Origin of the sequence: Pseudomonas sp. AP19, from assembly GCF_001728855.1 — a bacterium.
Classification (GTDB): Bacteria; Pseudomonadota; Gammaproteobacteria; order Pseudomonadales; family Pseudomonadaceae; genus Aquipseudomonas; species Aquipseudomonas fluorescens.
Map to the genome: position 1 here is coordinate 1 of NZ_LXJP01000023.1, position 20,837 is coordinate 20,837.

The 20,837-nt window shown below is 62.6% G+C and carries 20 protein-coding genes and 1 pseudogene; 10 read left to right on the forward strand and 11 right to left on the reverse strand.

Annotation, left to right across the window (positions count from 1 at the left end; translation table 11 throughout):
• Positions 1 to 76: 76 nt before the first annotated feature.
• A complete protein-coding gene (locus A7D21_RS16970) occupies positions 77 to 985 on the reverse strand; it encodes a LysR family transcriptional regulator (RefSeq protein WP_053255577.1) in 909 nt (302 codons plus the stop codon).
• Between the two features lie 204 nt (positions 986 to 1,189).
• On the opposite strand from A7D21_RS16970, the gene A7D21_RS16975 reads away from it, so the two are divergent.
• Together A7D21_RS16975 and A7D21_RS16980 are read left to right on the forward strand one after the other, a co-directional pair.
• A complete protein-coding gene (locus A7D21_RS16975; RefSeq protein WP_053255576.1) occupies positions 1,190 to 1,588 on the forward strand; it encodes a helix-turn-helix domain-containing protein in 399 nt (132 codons plus the stop codon).
• A 57-nt stretch (positions 1,589 to 1,645) separates the two neighbouring features.
• On the forward strand, positions 1,646 to 4,408 hold the full coding sequence (locus tag A7D21_RS16980; protein WP_069552199.1) for a winged helix-turn-helix domain-containing protein: 2,763 nt from the start codon (positions 1,646 to 1,648) through the stop codon (positions 4,406 to 4,408).
• Here A7D21_RS16980 and A7D21_RS16985 read toward each other — a convergent pair.
• Both A7D21_RS16985 and A7D21_RS16990 read right to left on the reverse strand, forming a co-directional pair.
• Entirely contained in the window at positions 4,355 to 5,806 is a 1,452-nt protein-coding gene (locus A7D21_RS16985) for a winged helix-turn-helix domain-containing protein (protein ID WP_069552200.1), read from the reverse strand. The genes A7D21_RS16980 and A7D21_RS16985 overlap by 54 nt on opposite strands.
• Positions 5,807 to 5,953: 147 nt before the next feature.
• Positions 5,954 to 6,904, reverse strand: a complete 951-nt coding sequence (locus A7D21_RS16990) for a GlxA family transcriptional regulator (RefSeq protein WP_069552201.1) — start codon at positions 6,902 to 6,904, stop codon at positions 5,954 to 5,956.
• A gap of 181 nt (positions 6,905 to 7,085) precedes the next feature.
• Between A7D21_RS16990 and A7D21_RS16995 the strand changes: the two genes are divergently transcribed.
• Both A7D21_RS16995 and A7D21_RS34430 read left to right on the forward strand, forming a co-directional pair.
• The gene (locus A7D21_RS16995) at positions 7,086 to 7,808 is read left to right on the forward strand and encodes a pirin family protein (RefSeq protein ID WP_053255572.1); all 723 of its coding nucleotides are present in this window, start codon (positions 7,086 to 7,088) and stop codon (positions 7,806 to 7,808) included.
• Between the two features lie 144 nt (positions 7,809 to 7,952).
• Positions 7,953 to 8,417, forward strand: coding sequence for a hypothetical protein (locus A7D21_RS34430; RefSeq protein WP_081006348.1), 465 nt, complete (start codon positions 7,953 to 7,955; stop codon positions 8,415 to 8,417).
• Positions 8,418 to 8,479: 62 nt separating this feature from the next.
• On the opposite strand, the gene A7D21_RS17005 is transcribed toward A7D21_RS34430, so the two are convergent.
• Complete coding sequence (locus tag A7D21_RS17005; protein WP_053255571.1) at positions 8,480 to 9,478, reverse strand: quinone oxidoreductase; 999 nt, start codon at positions 9,476 to 9,478, stop codon at positions 8,480 to 8,482.
• A 101-nt stretch (positions 9,479 to 9,579) separates the two neighbouring features.
• On the opposite strand from A7D21_RS17005, the gene A7D21_RS17010 reads away from it, so the two are divergent.
• Positions 9,580 to 10,443, forward strand: coding sequence for a LysR family transcriptional regulator (locus tag A7D21_RS17010; RefSeq protein ID WP_069552202.1), 864 nt, complete (start codon positions 9,580 to 9,582; stop codon positions 10,441 to 10,443).
• Between the two features lies 1 nt (position 10,444).
• On the opposite strand, the gene A7D21_RS17015 is transcribed toward A7D21_RS17010, so the two are convergent.
• Complete coding sequence (locus tag A7D21_RS17015; RefSeq protein WP_069552243.1) at positions 10,445 to 11,404, reverse strand: GlxA family transcriptional regulator; 960 nt, start codon at positions 11,402 to 11,404, stop codon at positions 10,445 to 10,447.
• Between the two features lie 107 nt (positions 11,405 to 11,511).
• Between A7D21_RS17015 and A7D21_RS17020 the strand changes: the two genes are divergently transcribed.
• Entirely contained in the window at positions 11,512 to 12,054 is a 543-nt protein-coding gene (locus A7D21_RS17020) for an acyl-CoA thioesterase (RefSeq protein ID WP_069552203.1), read from the forward strand.
• A gap of 148 nt (positions 12,055 to 12,202) precedes the next feature.
• Here A7D21_RS17020 and A7D21_RS17025 read toward each other — a convergent pair whose 3' ends face one another.
• The 4 genes from A7D21_RS17025 to A7D21_RS17040 are packed head-to-tail and all read right to left on the reverse strand — an operon-like array spanning position 12,203 to position 16,388.
• Positions 12,203 to 12,997 (reverse strand): ABC transporter ATP-binding protein, encoded by a 795-nt coding sequence (locus A7D21_RS17025; protein WP_053255568.1) that lies wholly within the window; start codon positions 12,995 to 12,997, stop codon positions 12,203 to 12,205.
• Positions 12,991 to 13,980 carry an ABC transporter permease gene (locus A7D21_RS17030; protein WP_069552204.1) on the reverse strand — a complete coding sequence of 330 codons (990 nt, stop codon included), beginning with the start codon at positions 13,978 to 13,980 and terminating at the stop codon, positions 12,991 to 12,993. The genes A7D21_RS17025 and A7D21_RS17030 overlap by 7 nt, the downstream gene beginning before the upstream one ends.
• On the reverse strand, positions 13,967 to 15,034 hold the full coding sequence (locus A7D21_RS17035) for an ABC transporter substrate-binding protein (RefSeq protein WP_069552205.1): 1,068 nt from the start codon (positions 15,032 to 15,034) through the stop codon (positions 13,967 to 13,969). Before A7D21_RS17035 ends, A7D21_RS17030 begins: the two co-directional genes overlap by 14 nt.
• Positions 15,035 to 15,056: 22 nt before the next feature.
• Positions 15,057 to 16,388: an LLM class flavin-dependent oxidoreductase gene (locus A7D21_RS17040; RefSeq protein ID WP_069552206.1), complete on the reverse strand. Its 1,332-nt coding sequence runs from the start codon at positions 16,386 to 16,388 to the stop codon at positions 15,057 to 15,059.
• 207 nt (positions 16,389 to 16,595) lie between these two features.
• Between A7D21_RS17040 and A7D21_RS17045 the strand changes: the two are divergent.
• The 4 genes and pseudogenes from A7D21_RS17045 (at position 16,596) to tal (ending at position 19,173) form a co-directional block, all read left to right on the forward strand.
• Positions 16,596 to 17,540: pseudogene (locus A7D21_RS17045) on the forward strand (aliphatic sulfonate ABC transporter substrate-binding protein).
• 148 nt (positions 17,541 to 17,688) lie between these two features.
• On the forward strand, positions 17,689 to 17,922 hold the full coding sequence (locus A7D21_RS35380) for a hypothetical protein (RefSeq protein WP_139372205.1): 234 nt from the start codon (positions 17,689 to 17,691) through the stop codon (positions 17,920 to 17,922).
• Positions 17,923 to 17,966: 44 nt separating this feature from the next.
• Positions 17,967 to 18,101, forward strand: a complete 135-nt coding sequence (locus tag A7D21_RS36260; RefSeq protein WP_255311514.1) for a hypothetical protein — start codon at positions 17,967 to 17,969, stop codon at positions 18,099 to 18,101.
• 148 nt (positions 18,102 to 18,249) lie between these two features.
• The gene (gene tal / locus A7D21_RS17050; protein WP_053255563.1) at positions 18,250 to 19,173 is read left to right on the forward strand and encodes a transaldolase; all 924 of its coding nucleotides are present in this window, start codon (positions 18,250 to 18,252) and stop codon (positions 19,171 to 19,173) included.
• Positions 19,174 to 19,236: 63 nt separating this feature from the next.
• On the opposite strand, the gene A7D21_RS17055 is transcribed toward tal, so the two are convergent.
• Together A7D21_RS17055 and A7D21_RS17060 are read right to left on the reverse strand one after the other, a co-directional pair.
• Complete coding sequence (locus A7D21_RS17055; protein ID WP_069552207.1) at positions 19,237 to 19,593, reverse strand: lysozyme inhibitor LprI family protein; 357 nt, start codon at positions 19,591 to 19,593, stop codon at positions 19,237 to 19,239.
• Positions 19,594 to 19,608: 15 nt separating this feature from the next.
• Positions 19,609 to 20,793, reverse strand: coding sequence for a sugar transporter (locus A7D21_RS17060; protein WP_053255762.1), 1,185 nt, complete (start codon positions 20,791 to 20,793; stop codon positions 19,609 to 19,611).
• Positions 20,794 to 20,837: the final 44 nt, after the last annotated feature.

Consider the following 20,837-nt stretch of genomic DNA (forward strand, 5'->3'; position numbering starts at 1 on the left):
TAGGTGGCCGTTACCGCAGCAATGGATATGTACACCCCCCCACCAAACAGCCTGGTCGGCCCAGAGGCCGCCACGACTAACCACCCCCCGCCATATGCTCACTTATACGCCCCCGCAACCACCGCTCCGCCGGATCATTATCATGCACCCCACTCCAAACCATCGATAACTCCGCCGCCTCGATCTCAAACGGCGGATCCTCAGCCCGCAACACAGTCCCCTCAGTCAACGCACACGCCGCATAATCCGGCACCGTCGCAATAATCTGCGTCCCCGCCAACAACGCCCGCAACCCACTGAACTGCGGCACCGCCAACACCACCCTTCGCGCCCGGCCAATCCGCGCCAGGTCCAGGTCGATATTGCCGCTCAAATCCCCCGAAAACGACACCATCGCATGGGGCCGTTCGCAGTACTCATCCAGCGTCAACGGCGCCCCACCCTCATCCCCACGCAATACCTTGCACGGAATATCCCGCAGCTTCTTACGCTTGGCATTCGCCGGCAGCTCAGTGGTGTAACTGACCCCCACCGAAATCTCGCCACTGGCCAACAACGCCGACATCAACAGGTAATTAGCCCGGCGCACCACCACGATAATCCCCGGCGCCTCCTCACGCAGTTGACTGAGCAACGGCGGAAACAACCCAAACTCCGCGTCATCAGACAGCCCGATACGAAACACCGCGCAACTGGTCGACGGGTCGAAATCCTTGGCACGGCTGACCGCGCCGGAAATGGTGTCCATGGCCGGTTGCAGCTCCTTGAGTATCGCCAGCGCCCGTGGCGTGGGCTCCATGCCTCGCCCGTTGCGCAACAGCAACGGGTCGTCGAACAAATCCCGCAATCGCCCCAATGCGGCACTCACCGCCGGCTGGCCCATGAAGAGTTTTTCAGCGACCCGAGTCAGGTTCTTTTCGAACATCAGCGCCTCAAAAATCACCAGCAGGTTCATGTCGACGCGGCGCAAGTCGTTGCGGTTCATGGCGTTATCCAAACGGTTTCCAGGCCGCCAGATAAGCACCTCGAACGCTTATGCGATTGCACGCCTGTGCTGTCTTTTGCGCGCCATCACCTGGCGAAATTAACAACGATTAACTCGTCAGCCAAACGGTTCGGCGCCAAAAATGACGCGGTCTACACTGGACCCATTCACCGGGAACGCTCCCATCGACTACGGATATTTGTCATGGCCCGACCTGAGTACTGTGCTCCGCGCTTTTCTGCTGCCGGTGGCCTCTGCCCTCGGCGTGAACGTATTGCCAAACAACTCATCCTCGCCAACCTCGGTGAAAGCCTGGCGATTGCTGACCTGGCGCAGGCTTGCGCGCTGTCGCGCAGTCACTTTTCGCGTGCGTTCAAATGCACCACCGGGCTGTCACCGCAGGAGTGGATTCGCCAACAGCGCATCGAACGCGCCAAGGAACTGATCACCCATTCCTCCTTGAGCCTGACGCAAATCAGCCTGGAGTGCGGGTTTTGCGACCAGGCGCACTTCTGCCACATGTTCACGCGCAGTGAAGGGGTCAACCCGATGACCTGGCGAAATCACCAATTGCGTCACAAGTCGCAAGTGATTGCGGCCTAGTGGTCGGCACACGCCTGGAATATGCTGGCCAGACCCTATCCCAGAGCTCCGGCCTCCATGAATGACCTCGGCGACCAGGCCGTGCATTTCGGCCCCTACCGCGTCCACCCGCACCAACGGCTGGTGCTCGAAGCCGGTCGGCCGTTGCGTCTGGGGCGGCGCGCGGTGGAGATTCTGCTGATCTTGCTGGAACACGCCGGCAACGTGGTGAGCAAGCAGGAGCTGATCACCCGGGTCTGGCCGAAAACTGTGGTGGAAGACACCAACCTGCGGGTGCATATGGCGGCGTTGCGCAAGGCATTGGGCGATGGCCAGGCCGGGCAGCGTTATATCGTCACGGTGGCCCAGCGCGGCTACAGTTTTGTGGCGCCACTGAGCATCGAACCGATGACGATTCCTGCAGACGGCATTCCCCATAGCCAGGGCCATAACCTGCCGCTGCGCCGCACGCGGATGATCGGCCGCCAGGCACTCATCGATGCACTGGTGCAGCAACTGCCCCAGCAGCGCTTTATCACCCTGACCGGCGCGGGTGGCATCGGCAAGACGACCGTGGCGCTGCGCGTGGCGGAGTTGCTGATTGGACATTATCGCGACGGCATTCGCCTGCTGGACCTGGCGCCGCTCAGCGCGCCGTCGATGATCTTGCCCAACCTCGCCGCCCTGCTCGACCTCACGCCTGCCGAACATGAGCCGCTGCTGACGTTCGCCCGCGACCTGCAAGCGCGTCAGTTGCTGCTGGTCATCGACAATTGCGAACACCTGCTGGACGACATCGCACTGATCAGCGAAACCCTGCTGCGCCACGCGCCGCACCTGCACATCCTCGCCACCAGCCGCGAAGCGCTGCGGGCCGAGGGCGAATCCGTGCAACGCCTCGAACCGCTGGCCTGCCCGCCCGCCAGCGGCAATCGGGCCCTGGCCCTGGGTTACCCGGCCCTGCAGCTGCTGGTCGAACGCGCCATGTCCCATCAGGACAGTTTTGAACTCAGCGAAGCCGAGTTGCCCCTGGCGATTGATATCTGCCAGCGCCTGGACGGTATTCCCCTGGCAATCGAACTGGTGGCCGCGCAGATTGAACGCTTCGGCCTGGCAGGGTTGCTGGTGCAACTGGAAGACAACGTGCGCCTGCTCACCCGTGGCCGGCGCAGCGCCCTGCCCCGCCATCAAACCCTGCGCGCTACGCTGGATTGGAGCTTTGATTTACTCACGCCGTGCGAGCAGATTTGCTTGCGCCGCCTGGCCGTGTTTCGGGGCGGGTTCAGCCTGGCCAGCGCAGCGGCGGTAATCGCCGGCGAGCAGATCGCGCCGAACGAGGTGTTGGGTTCCATCACCCAGTTGGTGGCCAAGTCGCTGCTCAACGTGGAGGCTGGCGATGACGAAATGGTCTACCGCCTGCTGGATATCACCCGCACGTACGCCCTGGAAAAACTCAGCGTGGCGGCTGAACTCGACGCCACCCGTGAACGCCATGCAGCGCGCTGCCTGGCGCTGATGGAGCAGGCACAGGACGACTGGGAGCTGATCGCGAGCCAAGCCTGGATCGACCGTTATGCACCGCTGCGCGAAGACATTCGTGCCGCTCTCGATAGCTGCCTGAGCGATTCAGGCGCGCACCTGCTGGGTATTCGTCTGACGGTCAGTGCCATGCCGTTGTGGCAAGAATTATCGCTGCTGCGCGAACACGGGCTGTACGTGGGCAAAGCCTTGGCGCGCTTGCCTCAGTCAGGCGCACCGAGCCAACGCCTGCACATGGCGCTGCAACTGGCGCTGGGCAGTGTTTCCTATCATGCCCAGGGTGCAACGCCGCAGACCCTCGAAGCCTTTGCCTGTGCGCAACGCCTGGCGCACGCCGGCAAGGATTTGGGCGGCCAGTTACGCGCGGTATCCGGGCTGATGGCCGTCAACCTGTGCGATGGAAACTACCGTGAGGCGTTGGTGCACAGCCAACACTTTGACCGACTGGGCCTGCATTCCGACCCCTTGCTGGACCTCAGCGCCCAGCGCCTGCGGGTGCTGGCGCAGCACTTCGCCGGTAACCAGGCGCTGGCGTTGCACAACGCCGAACAAGTGATCCAGCGCATGGCGCACAGCGGCCATCTGAATCGTTTTACTCACGGTTTTGGCGTGCAATACGACCAGAGTGTGGCCGCGTTGACGATCCTCGCGCGCATCCTGTGGCTGCGCGGCTTTGCGCAGCGGGCCTGGCGTACCGCCAACCAGGCGCTGGAGTTGGCCTTGCAGCTCAACCACGGCACCTCGATCTGCTACACCCTGGCCCTCGCCGGTGTGGTCATCGCCCGCTACAACGGGGATGCCGAAGCGGCGAGTGCACGCCTGGAACTGTTGCTGCAACAGGCACAAAAGCACTCGGTGCAGTTGTTTCATACCTGGGCACGGCACTATGAAGGCACCGCAGCCCGTGAGGACCTTGCAGGGCTGGGCCTGGTTCAGGACACCCTCGTGACCTTTGATGCCGCCACGGTGGATGACGCGATGTTGGAACGCGCCAGAAGCGGCGGCGCCGGTTGGTGCACCGCCGAGATTTTGCGGGTACGGGCCGAGGCACAGACCGATACCCGCACACGCGAAACACTGCTGCTTGAAGCCCTCGGCGTGGCGCATCAACACGGCGCGCTGGCCTGGGAGCTGCGCAGCGCAACATCACTGGCACGACTGTGGCAACGCCAAGGGCGTACGCAGGCGGCCCGCGAGCTGTTGAGCTCGGTCTACGCGCAATTCAGCGAAGGCTTTGCGACTCGCGACCTAGTTCGCGTGCGCAGCCTGCTCGACGAGTTGCAGGACAAACGGCCGGCCTGAAAAGGGCCCCAGGTAATGCCCATAACCCTGTTGCAAATGCGCCACCTGCACCGGGTCGCGCAGCTGCGCCAGCGCATAGCTGCGCACACTGTTGAGCAGGCGGTAACGCTCCGGGCCGGGACCTGGCTCCACGGTCAGCAACGACGTCGCAGTCAGGCGCGCCAGCAGATAGGACAGGTCGGCGTGCTCCAGCTCGGTGCCGGCGACCCAACCGGTCAGGGTGGGCAAGGTCACCGCCATTTTGAACAGCGCCAATTGGAGGAACAGCCAGCGCTCCGGCAGGCTCAAGCGCTGATAGCTCCATGCCAGGGCCGCGGCCAGGGATTGGTGGCGCTCCACTGCCGTGCGGCGGCCTCGGGTCAGTACCTGCAAACCGCGTTGCAACTGGGCCTGCACGCCGTGTACGCCCAGGGCCTCGACTTGGGCCGCCGCCAGTTCCAGGGCCAGGGGAATGCCATCCAGGCGTCGACAGATAGCCCGCAACGGCGCCAGGTCCTGGGGCCGCAACACAAAACCCTGCTGACTGGCGTGAACCCGTGCGACAAACAATTGCACCGCCGGGTACGCCAGCGCCTGCTCGACACTGCGCCAGGCGGACGGCGTCGGCTGTGTCAGGGTGGGCACGTGCTGCACCCATTCGCCGGGCACCTGCAAGGCTTCGCGACTGCTCAACAACAGCGTCACCTGGGGCGCGTGCTCACGCAGTGTGCGCACCAGATGGCGACAGGCGCCGAGCAGCAAATCGGCACCGTCGAGTACCAGCAACAGTTGGCGTGTCGCCAACTGGCGGCTCAGTTCAACCGCGTTTGCACAGGGTTCCAGCTGCAGCGTATTGGCCACGTGCCGCAGCATCTGCATCGGTGCCTGCACGGTTGCCAAATCCACCCACCACACGCCGTCGCGATAACGCGGCACTGCCCGTTCGGCGAGGGCCAGGGCCAGTGTACTTTTGCCCACACCGGCGCAGCCCGTGAGCATCATCAGGCGTTGGCCGGACAGGCGCCGCACCAGCGCGCCCAACACCTGATCACGGCCGACCACCGGGCTCAGGCGGATCGCCAGATTGTGCCGAGGTGGCGTCGACGGCGAAGGACTCTGCAGCGGCGCCACAAAACAGTAACCGCGCAGCGGATCGTTAAGGATGCACGGTTGCCCGACGAGCGCACGGCGCAGTGCGGCGATGTGCACACGCAGGTTGTTCTCTTCCACCACGCTGCACGGCCAGACCCGCGCAATCAGCGTGTCCTTGCCGACAAATTGCCCCGGCGCCTCCAGCAATACCGCAAGAATATCCAGCGCTCGCCCACCCAACGGCACCGGCAGGCCAGCCTTGCTGACCAGGCGTTGTTGCCGGTGAAAGGTGTAGGGGCCAAAGCTCACTGCGTGTGGGTTGTTCATGTGGCTAAGCGCTCAAACACCCGGCCTTGGGCGTTTGCGCATCCTTTTCCATGGGCATGCCGTTATCTTGCCAGCTACCCGTGACAGGACAATGCTGGCACAGGGAGCGATACGGCCAATCAGGTGCGCAAGACGGACATCCGCGCGTTAACTGAACTGCTGTCGGTATTGGGTAGGGTTTAGCCCGAGCTTTTCACTGAACAAAAAGCGCATATGCCGCACAATGCCGAAGCCCGCGCGAAAGGCGACGGTCTTGAGCGGCAGGTCGGTGGTTTCCAACAAGTAGCGGGCGCGGTCAATGCGCGCGCCTTGCAGGAAGGCCATCGGCGTCATTTGCACCTCCTTGGCGAACAGCCGTGCAAAGTGGCGCGCGCTCATGCCTGCCAACGCCGCCATGGAATCGACAGTGAATGGCTGGTCCAACTGCGCCAACACCTGGTTCTGCACCCGGGTGATTGCGGTTTCCAGCGGCGCGACGGCAGCGGTCATCGGGCTGAACTGAGCCTGGCCGCCCTGGCGTTTCATCACCACCAGCAACACCTTGGCCACGTCCACCGCCACCTGCTTGCCATGGTCCTGGGCGACGATCGACAACGCCAGGTCGATACCGGCGGTCACCCCGCCGGAGGTGATCAAGCGGCCATCCTGCAAGTAGATGCGATCAGTCTCGACGATGGCCTTGGGGAAGCCCTTGATCAAGCGCTCAGTGTAATGCCAGTGAGTTGTGACGCGATGGCCGTCGAGCAGGCCGGCATGCCCGAGTACAAAGGCGCCGGTGCAGATTGAACCGAAGCGCCGCGCGCGGGCAGCTGCGGCCTTGAGCCAGGGCAGCAGCGCGGGATGGCATTCGTTATAGGCACCGGGGCCGCCAGGGACCAACAACACGTCATAGGCCTCGTCGGCCTGCTCCAGCAGCAGGTCGGGTTGTATCAACACGCCATTGGAGGCGCGCAATGCGCCGGGTTCGGTGCCAATCGTGAGGATTCGGTAGTGAGCGGCCGCTGGAAGATAGCGATTGGCAATGGAAAACACTTCCAGCGGCCCGGCCATGTCGAGCAGCAGGAAGTCCGGAAACAACGCCATGGCCACGGTTTTCATGAAGAGAAAAGTCCATCGAGAAGGAAGTCGAGGCGGCATTATGGCATGCCTTTCACTGTCAACTTCAGAGAGACAGTTATTCAGATTCCAGCTTCTTAATGAATTGATCCGTAACTATTAACCTTCTTCTCAACGCAAGCGCCCTGCATCACGCAGCCCGCGCTCACTTGAGGACAAGACCATGCTGACCCTTCGCAAAGCTTCGGAACGCGGCGCCGCCAATCACGGTTGGTTGAAGTCGTTTCACACCTTCTCGTTCGCCAACTACTGGAACCCCAATGAACAGGGTTTTTCCGACCTGCTGGTGATCAACGATGACCGCGTTGCGGCCGGTAAAGGCTTCGGCCAGCACCCGCACCGCGACATGGAGATTTTCTCCTATGTGCTTGAAGGCGCCCTGGAACACAAGGACACCCTGGGCACCGGCTCGGTGATTCGCCCTGGCGATGTGCAACTGATGAGCGCCGGCAGCGGCGTGGCCCACAGCGAGTTCAACCACAGCCAGAGCCTGGGCGTGCACTTTCTGCAAATCTGGATCGTGCCGAATGTGGCCGGCGCCGAACCGCGCTATCAACAGGAGCACTTCAGCGCGGCGCAGAAACGCGGGCGTTTGCAGTTGATCATCTCGCCGGATGGCGCCGAGGGCTCGCTCACTGTTCGCCAGGATGCGCGGGTGTTTGCCGGGCTGTTCAAGGGCGACGAAGCCGCGACCCTGGACCTGCCGCCGGATCGTCATGTGTACGTGCATGTGGCCCGGGGCAGCGTTGAAGTCAACGGCCAGCGCCTGCAGGAAGGCGACGGCGCCCGCGTGCGGGACGAACGCCAGATCCGCCTGAGCCAGGGCGACGATGCCGAGGTGCTGGTGTTTGACCTGCGCCCTCAGGAACTGCCGCAGATGCCATGACCGTGTCCACGATGGCCCGCAAAACGGGCCATCGCTGGCGTCGATAGTCACCATCAGCGCAATGAAGTTCTCTTAAAAAATCCAACGCGTAACATCAAACCCATGCCAAACGGCACCCCACTAAAACACTCGGAGCACACCACCATGAAACGCCAAATCTTGCTTAGCCTCGCTTTCTCGGTACTCGCTGCAAATGCTTTTGCTCACCCGGTTGTCGCTGAAGGCGGCGCGGATCGCCTGCAAGGAAACCGCGTAGCAGAAGGCGGTTCTGATCGTCTGCTGGAACGTCGTGTCGCCGAGGGCGGTGCTGATCGCTTGCAGGAACGCGGTCTGGCTGAAGGCGGTGCGGATCGTCTGCAGGAACGCGGTCTGGCTGAAGGCGGTGCTGACCGTCTGCAGGAACGCGGTCTGGCGGAAGGCGGTGCTGACCGTCTGCAGGAACGCGGTCTGGCCGAAGGCGGTGCTGACCGTCTGCAGGAACGTGGCCTGGCTGAAGGCGGTGCGGATCGTCTGCAGGAACGCGGTCTGGCTGAAGGCGGTGCTGATCGTCTGCAGGAACGTGGTCTGGCGGAAGGCGGTGCGGACCGTCTGCGCGGCAACAACGCATAACCCCGCACTGTTTGCGGGGCACCCCAAACCGGCCTGATCAGCCGGTTTTTTTTCGTCCCTGATTAATCCAGGCTGGGGTCCACCCACACCACCGCCTTGCCGATCTGCTGCCGTGCCTCGATGCGTTCATGCACCTGCTGCACCGTCTCCAGGGTGTAATGCCCCGCAATCTCCACCGTCAGCGCCCCCTCCAGCATCGCCGCAAATACCGCATTGGCACGCCGTTGCACGGTCGCCCCATCGGCCATATGGTCGGCCAGCCGTGGTCGTGTCAAAAACAACGAGCCCGCCTCCCCCAGTTCAATCGGGTCAAGGTCCGTCAACGATCCCGAGACGTTGCCGTAGTTAACGATCAAACCACGCGTGCGACAGGCCCGAAAGCTTTCACGCAAGGTATTTTTGCCCAGCGAATCGAAGACCACGTCCACCCCGCGCCCGTCCGTGGCGCGCAGGACGTGGTCGGCAAAACCCTCGTACGTCCAGGCCTGATGCGCGCCGCGCTGCCGGGCAATCGCGCATTTCTCGGCGGTGCTGCCGGTGGTGAACACCGTCGCCCCGCGCCGTCTTGCCATTTGCACCAGCAATTGCCCGATGCTGCCGGATGCCGCGTGAACCAGGCAGGTGCTGCCCGCCTGCAAACGGGCCACATCGTCAATCAGGTAGTGGGCCGTGCAGCCCTGAAACATCGCCGCTGCAGCCTGATCGAAAGTAATGGCGCCGGGAATCTGCGCGACTTTGTCGGCCGGCACATGGGCGTACTCGGCATACGCGCCCCAGGCGATGCACCAGGCCACACGGTCGCCCACGGCCAGATGACTCACGCCCGGGCCGACCTCCACCACCACACCGGCGCCCTCCATACCCAACGTGCACGGCAGGCGCACCGGGTAAGTGGCAGAGTGTGCGTATTTGCCTTGGCGCGTATGAATGTCCATGAAATTGATCCCGGCGCAGGCCACTTTGACCAGCACATGCCCGGCCGTGACCTGGGGTTTTGCAACGTGGTGGCAAAGTTGGGCGACTTCGGGACCACCGTAGGCTTGCAGGGTGATGGCTTTCATGCGGGACAACTCCGTTTGCACTGGGAAGCGGCCATGGTAAAAGGACTTGATCGGCTGGAATATTCCCCACTCTCTCCCAGCCTCTGTGCGGAAATAACCCGATGTTCGACTGGCAGGATCTGTATTACTTCACCGTCTTGGCCCGTACCCAGTCACTGTCGGCGGCCGCCCGCGAGTTGCAGGTGGAACACGCCACCGTCGGGCGCCGCGTCGACGCGCTGGAAAAAGCCCTCGGCGTGAAACTGGTGGACCGCCTGCCCCGCAGCCGCCCGCTCACGGCCCAAGGCCTGGCGCTGGCAGAATTGGCGGCTGGCATGGGCGAGATGGCCACCGAAGTGCTACGCCTGTCGCGCGTCGCCTCCATCGAACTGGCCGGCACCGTGCGGGTAAGTTGCCCGCCGTCCATCGCCAACCATTGCATCGCGCCTCACGTGGCGCGGTTGCGCGCCGAGTACCCGCAGTTGAACCTGGTCCTGATGCCCTCCACCCAGCTTGCCGCGCTGGACAAGGGCGAAGCCGATATTGCCTTGCGCACGGTGCGCCCCGACGAAGACGCACTGGTGCGCCGCAAGGTCGGCGTGGTGCGTTTTGGGCTCTACAGCGCGCCTGAACTTAACCGGCTACCGGCCGCTCAATGGACCTTCATCGCCTACGACAGCAGCCGCGACCACTTGCCCCAACAAGCGTGGATGCATCAACTGCGCGGCCACCGCCCAATCGTGTTTGCCGCCAGTGACCTGATCACCCAGCAGATGGCCGCCCGCGCGCACGTTGGCGCCGTGGTGCTGCCCACCCTGGTGGGCGATCACGACCCGCTGCTGGCGCGACTGCCCACCGCCAGCGACGGCCCGGTGCGCGATATCTGGCTCACGGTGTACCCGGATATCCGTCGCTCACCGTCGGTGAAAGCGGTGATGGAGTTTCTGGTGGCATGCATTGAAAGTGAGCCGCAGCTGCGCCGTTGACTCAGCCCGACGTCACCAGGAATTTCTTGCGATACGCCGCCGGCAGCATCCCCACGCGCTGCAGGAACAGACGACGGAACGAGTTACTGTCTTCATAGCCGACCGCGTAGGTGATGCTGTCGAGGGTCATGCGCGTCGACTCCAGCATCTGTTTGGCGCGCTCCAGACGCAGGGTTTGCACATAGGCGATGGGCGTATAGCCGGTCGCCTCCTTGAAACGCCGCTTGAAATTGCGCACGCCAAAGCCAAAACGCCGGGCCACGTCGTCAATCACCAACGCCTGGGCAAAGTGCTGTTCCAGCCAATGCTGCACCCGCAGGATTTCGCCATCGCCGTGGCTCTTGGGCAACGACCACATCGCATACACCGACTGCTCGGTGCGCACGTTGTCGATCAGCAGGTATTTGCCACAGGTATGCGCCAGCTCCGGTGAGCCGAAGCGGCGGATCAGGTGCAACATCAAATCCATCGCCGCGCTCGCGCCACCGCAGGTGATTACGCGGTTTTCTTCGCAGAGGATCTGCCCGTCATCCAGGACCACGCCGGCATAACGGCGCCGGAACAACTCCGCGAATGCCCAGTGGGTGGTGGCCCGCAGGCCTTGCAGCAGGCCGGTCTCGGCGAGCAAAAACGCCGCTGTGCACATCGACGCCACCACGGCCCCTTGGGCATGCTGTTCTCGCAACCAGGGGCCGTAGGCAGAAAAAGTCGGCAAAGCCTCTTTGAGGGTAAAGAGGAAACCGGGGATGAGGATCAGGTCGGTCTGGCGCACCTGCGCAACGGCGCACGCCACCTGCAAACGCTGCCCGCCCCAGGCGTCCACGGCCTGGCCGTCGAGGGACGCGACCACGATCTCGAACGGCGGGTGGTCGGCAAACAGGTTGGCGGCACTGAGCATTTCCAGGGCCAGGGTCGCACTGGCGGCGGAGCATTGGTCCGCCAGCAGCAAGGTAATGTGCATAAAAGCGCCCACGTGCGTTTTTGGCATGAAATAAGTCATTTGCGCACCTACTTTAGCCGATCTCGGGCCCGTAAAGTGCGGCCCTTGATCAACTGCCTGGCGCTTTTATGAATCTCTGGTTTCGCTTGCTGTTCATGTTGTCCCGCCGCCCCTGGCGCAAGCCCGCCCATGGCCTGGCAACCACCGTGGTGCGCATGCGCGTATGGCCGCTGGACCTGGATATCAACCGGCATGTCACCAATGGCCGGTATTTCTCCCTGGCGGACGTTGCACGCATGGATTTTGTACTGCGCACCGGCGCGTTTCGCGTGGCCCTGCGCAACCAGGCGTTGCCGATCGTCGGCGATACCTGGGGCAAGTTTCGCCGCGAGTTGAAGCTGTTCGAAGTGTTCGAGGTGCACACCCGCATGCTCGGCTGGGACCACAAATGGAGCCTGATGGAACACCGTTTTGTCAGCAAGGGTCGAGTGGTGGGCGTGGTGGTGATGCGCGGGCTGTTTAAATCAGCCAAGGGCACCCTGCCCCCGGCCGAGTTCTTGCGCGAGCTGGGCTTGGCCGAGGCGTCGCCGCCTATGCCACAGTGGCTGAGCGACTGGGCGCAGAGTTGTGATGATTTGAGTGTGCAGTTGCGCGAAGAGGAGCAGGTTTGAGGTCACGGCGCGGTGGCGTAACAACTGCTCAAGGCCGCTGCGGATGGGTTTGGCCTGTGTACTACCCAAGCCGGCGACAGGCTTCGCCGGCGTGTGCGTTGCGGGTGGAAGCGCTGCGTTATCGCGGCTGAAGAAAACGCGGTCATGACTACCAGCTCTCGCCCAACCCCAGCAGGCCCAGTATCTGCCGGCGCAGGTCCACCAAATAAGGATCATCGCGGTGCCGCGGGTAAGGTCGATCAATGCTCAACTGCGCCTGAACCGTCGCCGGGCGGTCACTGAACACAATCACACGGTTGGCCAGCAACAAGGCTTCTTCCACATCGTGGGTCACCAGCAGCGCCGTGTAGCCTTGGCGCTGCCACAGGTCGATGAGTTCCTTTTGCATGGTGATGCGGGTCAATGAATCAAGTTTGCCCAACGGTTCGTCGAGGATCAGCAACCGTGGCTGATTGACCAACGCCCGCGCCAATGCCACCCGCTGCGCCATGCCGCCAGAAAGCTGCCGAGGGTACGCACGGGCAAACGCGCCAAGGCCGACCTTTTCCAATGCCTCATCCACCTTGAACGCATGCGTCTTGAGTAAACCCTGAGCCTCCAAGCCAAGCGCCACGTTGTCCCACACGCGGCGCCACGGGTACAGGGTCGGGTCCTGGAACACCACCACCCGGCTCGGGTCCGGGCCGACAATGGGTTGGCCATCGGCCAACACCCTGCCGACGTCAGCCGGTTCCAACCCGGCAACCAGGCGCAGCAAGGTGGATTTACCGCACCCCGAAGGCCCGAGCAGCGCCACACATTCGCCCGGCGCTACGTCCAGCGAAACCCGCTCCAGCACCGGCAGGTGTTGCCCGTCCAAGGCGAAGCCGTGACTCAGCTGTTCTATGCGCAACGCCAGCCCCGTCGATGCCGATGTCGATGCCGCGTGTGCCAGGGCTACCATTTCATCGCTCCTTTCTGCCAGGCCAGCAACCGGTCACGCACTAGGAACAACCCGGTAATCAACCCTGAACACGCCAGCGCCATGATCAACAATGCCGCGTACATGTTCGCGTACGCCGCCCACCCCTGGGCCCATTGCAGGTACCAACCGATACCGGATTTCACCCCCATCATTTCCGCCACTACCAGGGTCGAGAACGAGGCGCCCAGGCCCATGAACAGGCCGACAAACACATGGGGCAACGCGGCGGGAATCGCCACCTTGAAGATTAAAAAAGCGTGCTTGGCGCCCAGGGTACGCGCCACGTCGTAATAGGCTTTATCCACACTCGCCACGCCGGACCAGGTCAGCACCGTGACCGGAAACCAGGTGGCCAGGGCGATCAGGAAAACGCTGGCGCTCCAACTGCTGGGGAACAGGAAAAAACACAGCGGCAACAATGCCGTCGAGGGCACCGGGCCAAGGATGCGCAACACCGGGTGCAGCCAGTAGCCGATCCGCGTGGACCAGCCAATCGCCACCCCCGCGACGAAGCCGGTTGCCGCCCCCAACGCCACGCCCGAGCCCAGCAGCAACGCCGAATGCAACAGGCTGTCGGCCAGGCGCGCGTAGTCTTCGAGATACACCGCGAGCAACGCCTGGGGCGGCGCGAAAAACGGCACCGGCAGCAGCGCCAGTTTGGCCGTGAGCAGTTCCCAGATGCCCAGCAACACCGGCAACGCGATCAGCCAGGGCCCGGCATTGCGCAACCGTCGACCCAGTGTCGAAACGTGCCGACCGAGCAGGCTCAAGCCAATAAACAGTACGGCCACACCCACGCACAGGTTTGCCAACCCCTGAGTCAGCGGCCAATGGCGCGTCGCGTTGGGCCAATAGCTGATCAACACGGCAACCGCCAACCAGGCAGCCACCACGCTTACGCCCTGCCACCAGAGTTTGAACGCCAGAGGCGGGTTCAAGGCCGTGGTATCAACTGAAGACATCAGCGGTGATCTCCTTGGCAAAGTCCACCGGATCGGTGCCTTTGCTGATGACTTCCACGGTTTTCAGGTCGGTGACGTAGGTGGTGATTTCCTGGGTCAGCGCCGCGCCGACCGCATGGTGGCCATGGGTGTGATCGTGGAGGATCGCCTGCACTTCTTCGGTCGAGGTGTTCAACGCATAGGCCTGGAAGCCCTTGGCAACCGCTTCGGGGTGCTGCACGGAATAATCGTGGGCTTCCAGAATGGCCTGGGTCAGCGCCGCCACCACGCGCTTGTCTTCGCGCACCAACTTGCCGGTAACGCCCACCACGCAGCAGCTGAGGTTGGCGTATTCCTCCACCAGGTTGGTGGACAATTCGCGCGCCACGCCGGACTTGATCAAGCGGTACATGAAGGGGTCACTGCCGCTGACCGCCTGCACTTCGCCGCGCGCCAGAGCGGTGCCCAGCAGGTCGGCCGGGTACAGGCGCCATTCGACATCGCGCACCGGGTCGACGCCGTGTTTTTTCAGCAGGATCGAGAAGAAATTACGGTCCGGACTGGCCATGTCGGTGACGCCGATGGCCTTGCCCTTGAGGTCTTCCAGTTTCGTCACGCCGCCGTTCACCGCACTGAGCAACCGCAGGCAACCGCCATGGGTGCCGGCAGTGAGTTTCACATCAAAGCCCTGCTCCAGCGCCTTGAGCCAACGCAGTGCCATGCCCACGCCCGCATCGGCCTTGCCGGTGGCGATGGCTTCGAGCAGCACTTCGGTGGAGTTGCCGAAGTTGACGAGTTCAACCTCAAGGTTGTGCTTCTTGAAGAACCCCTGGCCGTGGGCAATCACCACCGGGGCCAGGCACACCGCATTGAGGTTGACCGCCAGCTTGAGTGAGCGTGGCGCATCGAGGCGGATAAACTCGCCAGTGCCGGCCGGCTCCTGTGGCGTGTTGTGGCCCGCCTGTTCATTGGCTGCCAGGCCCAGGCGTGACAGGGACAGCAGCAAGGGGCTCGCCAGGGTGATGCCGGCCAGGCCGAGCAGACGGCGGCGGGTTAAGTGATCAAAAGCAGGCATGCGAAATATCCCTTTTATCAAATCAGTTAGTGAGATCGGCCAGCCCCAGATGCTCGCGCAGCGTCGAACCTTCGTACGCCGTGCGGAACACCCCTTTGCGCTGCAAATGCGGAATCACGCTCTCGACAAATTCGCTGAACGAGCCCGGCAAGTAGCCCGGTGAAATCACAAACCCGTCACAACCGCCTTGCTCGAACAGCTCGGCTAACTGATCGGCGATCTGCGCCCCGGTGCCCACCAATTGCGGCACGCGCACGCTGCTGGCAAAGATGCGGCCGAGGTGTTCCAGGGTTATTTCGGGCCCCTGCATCAGCAGCTTTTCGGCGGCAGCGGCGTGCACCAATGGCGACCGCGCCACTTCGGCCAAGGTGGTGTTCAACGGGAAGGGCGAGAGGTCCACATTCAGCTGCGAAGCCAGTGTCACCAGGCCCAGCTCGGGCCGCGCCAGGGCGTTGTGTGTGTCGCGTTTGGCGCGTGCCTCGGCTTCGCTGCCGCCAATAAACGGCATTACCGCAGTCAGCACTTTGCAACTGTCGGCATCGCGACCTTGTTGCACCACCTGGGCGCGCACGTCCTCGCGGAAGGCGCGCATGGCCGCCAGGTGTGGGTGAATGGTGAAAATCGCCTCGGCCCAGCGCGCGCCAAACCGCCGACCGCGCCCGGACGAACCCGCCTGGATCAGTACCGGCCGGCCCTGGGGCGTGCGTGGGATATTCAGCGGGCCTTCGACCTTGAACCAGTCGCCCTGATGCTGCACCGACTGGATCAGCGCAGGGTCGGCGAGCACGCCGCTGTCGCGGTCCAGCTTGAGCGCGCCCTCGCCCCAGCTGTTCCAGAGTTTCAGCGCGACCTCGACAAATTCATCCGCGCGGTCGTAGCGCAGGTCGTGTTCCAGGTGCTTGTCCTTGCCGAACAGGCGCCCTTCGCTGTCGTTCATCGAGGTCACGATATTCCAGGCCGCACGGCCCTTGGACAGGTGGTCGAGCGTGGCGAATTCGCGGGCGATATGCGCCGGTTCGTAGTAGGTCGTGGAGCGGGTCGCGCCCAGGCCCAGTTTGGTGGTTTGGCCGACCAGGTAGGAAAGGATCGGTAAGGGGTCGAGGCGCGTGGCGTCCTGGGCGCCGTAGCGCAAGGCGAACTCACGCGAGCCGCCCATCTGGTCGCCCACAGCCAGGCGATCAGCGAAAAACAGGAAGTCGAACAGGCCTTCTTCTACCACCTTGGCCACGCGAGCGTAATACGCGGGGTCAAGGTAATTGCCGACGGTTTCAGGGTGGCGCCACACCGCGTGGCTGTGCACCACGGGACCGCTCAACAAGAAGGCGGATAAGTGGATTTGGCGGCTGGTTGTCATGGGAAGCCTTGGCAGCGGGGCAGAATAGATTCAGGCGTAAAACTTATATTAATAATCTCCTATTATGAAAGAACGATATAATTCTATGGTTATGCCCGATTCGCCGAAACCTCAAAAAAGCCACCTAAGCTCAGATCAAAAGAGTATTTATCGAATGCTTTTTAGAACTTTAAGCTTGAAGATATTTCGCTGAAAATCGAGCGCACCATGCCTATTCGTCGTCCCCTCGCCCTTGTTATCGGGCTGCTGGCCTGTTCCGTCGCCCTGAGCGCACAAGCCCAGGAAACCGTGCGCATCGGTTACCAGAAGTCCTCGACCCTGATCACCCTGCTGAAAACTCAGGGCACCCTGGAAAAAGCCCTCAAAGCCGACGATATCGGCGTGAGCTGGCACGAGTTCCCCAGCGGCCTGCCGCTGCTCGAAGCCCTGAATGTGGGCAACGTGGACATCAGCGCTGACGTGGCCGACACCGTGCCGATCTTCGCGCAGGCGGCCCAGGCCAAGCTCACCTACTTCGCCCAGGAAGCGCCCTCGCCGTCAGCCCAGGCCATCGTGGTGCGCAAGGACTCGCCGATCCAGCAATTGGCGGACCTGAAAGGCAAAAAAATCGCGGTGACCAAGGCGGCCGGCACCCACTACTTATTGATCGCCGCGCTGGCCAAGGCCGGCCTGGCCTTTTCGGATATCGAGCCGGCCTATCTGTCACCGGCCGATGGTCGCGCAGCGTTCGAAAACAACAAGGTCGACGCCTGGGTCACCTGGGAACCCTTCCTCACCAGCGTGCAACGCCAGCTACCGACGCGCACCCTCGCCGATGGCGCCGGGCTGGCCAGTTACAAGCGCTATTACCTGACCGGCACGTCTTAAGCCAAGGCGCACCCCGAGGTGTTGAAGGTGGTGTATGAGCAGTTGGAAAAAACCGGTAAATGGCTGAAAACCAACCCGCAGGACGCCGCGAAAGTGCTCGGCCCGCTGTGGGGTAATCTGGACGTGGCCACGGTTGAAGCCGCCAATGCGCACCGCAGCTATGAGGTGCAGCCGGTGACGGTGGACCAGTTGGGTGAACAGCAGAAGATTGCCGATGCGTTCTTCAAGGCGGGGCTGTTACCCCAGGCGGTGGATGCGCAGGCGGTGCAGACGTGGACGCCGTGAGGCCAAGCGTCGCGCCTCATTCGTCAAGCGTGCCTTGCGATAAAACCTATCGCCGTTTGTTCTGAGAGCCTGTTAGTTTTCACAGTAGACGCTCCCTGCGATGCTTCTTAGTCTGACGTGGTCAACCCACCCTGCAAGGAACATGACCATGGCATTCGTCGAAGACTACAAAGGTTATCGAATTGAGGCAGGGCCATGCGGCGGTCACTACGACAGCTATGGCAACCTGGTCGGTCAGGCCAACGCCTATCGCGTTGTAAAACCAGATGGAAGCAGGACCGTGAGCCAACCGACGTTAGCTGACGCGAGGGGTTACATTGATACCCAAACCTTGTCTTGTACAGACATGCCTCGCTATCAAGTCCGTGTATCAAATGGGTAGGCCGCCGGTGGGCGTGAACGGTCAAAGAAGGGCAAGGGTTTCCTTTGGCCGTCGCGGTTGCCGGGCCGTTACTGGGCGCCGACGGCACACCGTTGGGTTCGCTGATGGGGGTGGGCAGTGATGATCAAGCCCACCTGCTGAGGTGGCTCGCGACCGCGCCGTTTACGCGCAACGGCTAGTTCCAAGAGGTAGACGTGCAGTTGTTCCAGAACCGTTGGCCGCAGAACACCAGCGTCCCTGAGGCCTGGCGGATCGGCGAGCGGGTAAACAAGCGGCTCGGGAAATGGTACAACGGGTGTCCCCTGCCGCCTCTGGAGACCGCCGCCCATGACGTCCAAGCTCGAACAACTCAAGCAATTCACCACCGTGGTCTGCGACACCGGCGACCTGGAAGCCATCAGCCGCCTGCGCCCGGTCGACGCGACCACCAACCCGTCGCTGCTGCTCAAGGCCGCCGCCATCCCGGAATACGCCGAGCTGCTGCGCAACGCGGTGAACCTGTCCAAAGGGAATGTGGGCCTGGCGTGTGACCACTTTGCGGTAGCGGTGGGCGCGGGCATTCTCAAAGTGATCCCGGGGCGCATCTCCACCGAAGTCGACGCACGTTTGTCCTTTGACGAAGACGCACTTTGGGCCAAGGCCAACCAATTGATCGCCCTGTACGACCAGGCCGGCATCGGCCGCGACCGCGTGCTGATCAAACTGGCCTCCACCTGGGAAGGCATCCGCACCGCCGAACGCCTGGAAAAAGCCGGCATCCAGACCAACCTCACGCTGCTGTTCTCGTTCGCCCAGGCCGTGGCCTGCGCCGATGCGGGCGTGTTTCTGATCTCGCCATTCGTGGGCCGCATTTACGACTGGTACCGCAAAAACACCGGCCTGGATTACACCGGTGCTGAAGACCCGGGCGTGCAGTCGGTGACGCGCATTTATAACTACTACAAGGCCAACCAGATCAACACCGTGGTCATGGGCGCCAGCTTCCGCACCCTCAGCCAGATCGAACAACTGGCCGGTTGCGATCGCCTGACCATCAGCCCGGACTTGCTGCAAAAACTCGCTGAAGATACCGGCCCGCTGGCGCGCAAATTGGTGCCGGGCGCCGAGGGCGAAGCGCGTCAGCAGTTGACCGAAGCGCAGTTCCGCTGGGCGTCGAATGAAGATGCGATGGCAACCGAAAAGCTGGCGGAAGGGATTCGGCAGTTTGCGCGGGATCAGGAAAAACTCGAGGCCGTGCTGGCTGCCTTGTGATAGTCCTGCCTATGAATCACAGGCTATTTATCAAAAGCCGGAAGTAGAATGACGAACAGGGTCTTAGAACGGCCCTTTCGTCATCACCTGCTCATCAATAAACCGGCGCAACATCCTGATCCGCTGCGTATAGGCATCAGTCAAGCAACTCACCTGCGCGCCGCACGCACGACGCTGCTTGAGCCACGCGCTTTGCCCGTCCATCAATGAGCCCCGCGCGCCCATGGCCATGAAGTGTTTGTTCAAGTCGTAGAGCAATGCCATCGTCACATCCTGGTCATTCAGGCTGACGTGCTGGCAGACAGCGATTTCGTCTGGCGCCTTGGCTTTGGCACAGTCGAAACTGGCGGCCGAAGCTACGGGGCTGAGCATCAGCCCGCAAACACCCGTAAGAACTGCAATAGCAAGGGTTTTGATCATCAGACGTTTGTCTCCTCAGTGACGCACCACACCCTGCCCGAACCGATGAATCGCCAGGCAATACCCAATTAACGCCAGTGCCGCCAACAACCCGCCTGCGGCGCCGATCCAGGCGAAGCCGAAGTGGCTGCCGACCCAGCTGCCCATCAGCGCACCGCCGCCGATGCCAATGTTGTAGATCCCGGAAAACATCGCCATGGCCACGTCGGTGGCGTCCGGGGCCAGCACCAGCACCTTGGACTGCATGGCCAGGCCAAACCCCATGATCGCCATGCCCCAGACCACGCTCAGGCCGACGAGGTACGCCTCGGCACCGCTCAATGGCAGCATCAGCGCCAGGCACGCGGCGAGCAGGAACACCGCGCTGACCACAAACAGGTGCGGGTTGAAGCGGTGCACCAGGCTGAACAGCAGCGAGCCGATGATACCCGCGCCACCGAACACCAGCAGGATCAGGGTTACGGCATTGCTGCTCATGCCGGCGACACCTTCGACGAAGGGTTCGATGTAGCTGTAGGCGGTGAATTGCGCGGTGACGGTCATGGCGGTGAGCACATAGAGCGCCACCAGTGCAGGGCGTTTGAACAACAACGGCAGGCTGCGCAGCGAGCCGGAGTTCTGGCTTGGCAGCGGCGGCAAGGTGCGCGCCAACCAGAACACCAGGGCGGCGGCGAACGCGGCAATCACCAGGAACGTGGTGCGCCAACCCATCGCTTCGCCGAGCAGGCGCCCCAACGGAATGCCCAGGACCATCGCCAGCGAGGTGCCGGTGGCCAGCAAGCCGAGGGCTTGCACCTGCTTGCCGTGTGGCGCCAGGCGCACCGCCAGCGAGGCAGTGATCGACCAGAACAACGCGTGGGACAAGGCGATGCCGATGCGGCTGACCATCAACAAGCCGAAACTGGTGGCGACACTGGAAAGAATGTGGCTGGCGATAAACAGGCCGAACAGCACGATCAGCAGCTTGCGCCGCTCAACGTTGCGCGTCAGCAGCATCACCGGCAGCGAGGTCAGCGACACAATCCAGGCATAGATGGTGAGCATCAGGCCGACGCTGGCGATGGGCATGTCGAAGCTGGCGCCGATGGCGCTAAGCAGGCCAACGGGCACGAATTCGGTGGTATTGAACACAAAGGCGGCCAACGCGAGGGCGATGACCGGTTGCCAGTTGGCTTGGGGCGTTGCGGCTGAAAGGCTCATTGACGGGCGAGGTACTCTGGCGATGATCAAACGGCCACGCAGAA